This is a genomic window from Xanthomonas cannabis pv. cannabis (assembly GCF_000802365.1).
Lineage (GTDB): Bacteria > Pseudomonadota > Gammaproteobacteria > Xanthomonadales > Xanthomonadaceae > Xanthomonas > Xanthomonas cannabis.
On the sequence record NZ_JSZE01000219.1, the window covers coordinates 1 to 874 of the forward strand.

The window sequence follows — 874 nt, forward strand, 5'->3', positions numbered from 1 at the left end:
AATCCCGCCTTTGCGATTCCCGATTCCCGACTCTCCATTCCCCAATCCTGGTGCCTCATGGACAAAGCTCTCTACGTTGCGATGACCGGTGCCCGCGCCTCCCTGCAGGCGCAGGGCACCGTGTCGCACAATCTCGCCAACGTCGATACGGTGGGGTTCAAGGCTGCGTTGGCCAATACCGAGGCGTTCAAGATCCAGGGCAAGGGCTATCCGTCGCGGATCGACGCGCTGCATGTGGACCAGGGCTTCGACCGCAGCCAGGGCCACCAGAAAGTCACCGGCAACCCGCTGGACGTGTCGCTGCAGCAGGACCGCTGGCTGGCGGTGCAGTCGCCCGACGGCAGCGAGGCCTACACCCGCAACGGCGAGCTGGCACTCACCGCCAATGGCCAGCTGGTCACCGCCAATGGGCATGCGGTGCTGGATGAGGGCGGCAACCCGATGACGGTCCCGCCGCACCAGGCGATGGAGATCGGCAGCGACGGCAGCATCTCGATCATTCCGCAGGGCGAAGGCCCGCAGACCATGGCCATCGTCGGCAAGATGAAGGTGGTCGATGCCCCCGCCGACCGTTTGACGCGGCGCCCGGACGGGCTGATGCGTAACACCAGCACCGACCCGGCGCAGGCGTTTGCGGTGGCCACCGGCAAGACCATCAACAGCGGCATGCTGGAGGGCAGCAACGTGGACGCCGCCGGCGCGCTGGTGGAGATGATCCAGTTGCAGCGACAGTTCGAAATGCAGGTCAAGATCATCAAGAACGGCGACGACAACGCGCAGTCGGCCAATTCGCTGCTGCGGGTCAGTGGCTAAGCATCACTGGCGCCCACTGACGCACCGCCGGTTGGCTTGCCGCGCTGCCGAGCACCTGGAT

At 65.7% G+C, this 874-nt stretch carries 1 protein-coding gene; it reads left to right on the plus strand.

Annotated elements, in window-relative coordinates; translation table 11 throughout:
* The first annotated feature begins 57 nt into the window (after positions 1 to 57).
* Positions 58 to 813 (plus strand): flagellar basal-body rod protein FlgF, encoded by a 756-nt coding sequence (gene flgF, locus OZ10_RS20160; RefSeq protein WP_039566893.1) that lies wholly within the window; start codon positions 58 to 60, stop codon positions 811 to 813.
* Positions 814 to 874 lie beyond the last annotated feature (61 nt).

Excerpts from the sequence above, each read along its gene's own strand:
- flgF (WP_039566893.1), top strand. The coding sequence starts at position 58 with ATGGACAAAGCTCTCTACGTTGCGATGACCGGTGCCCGCGCCTCCCTG.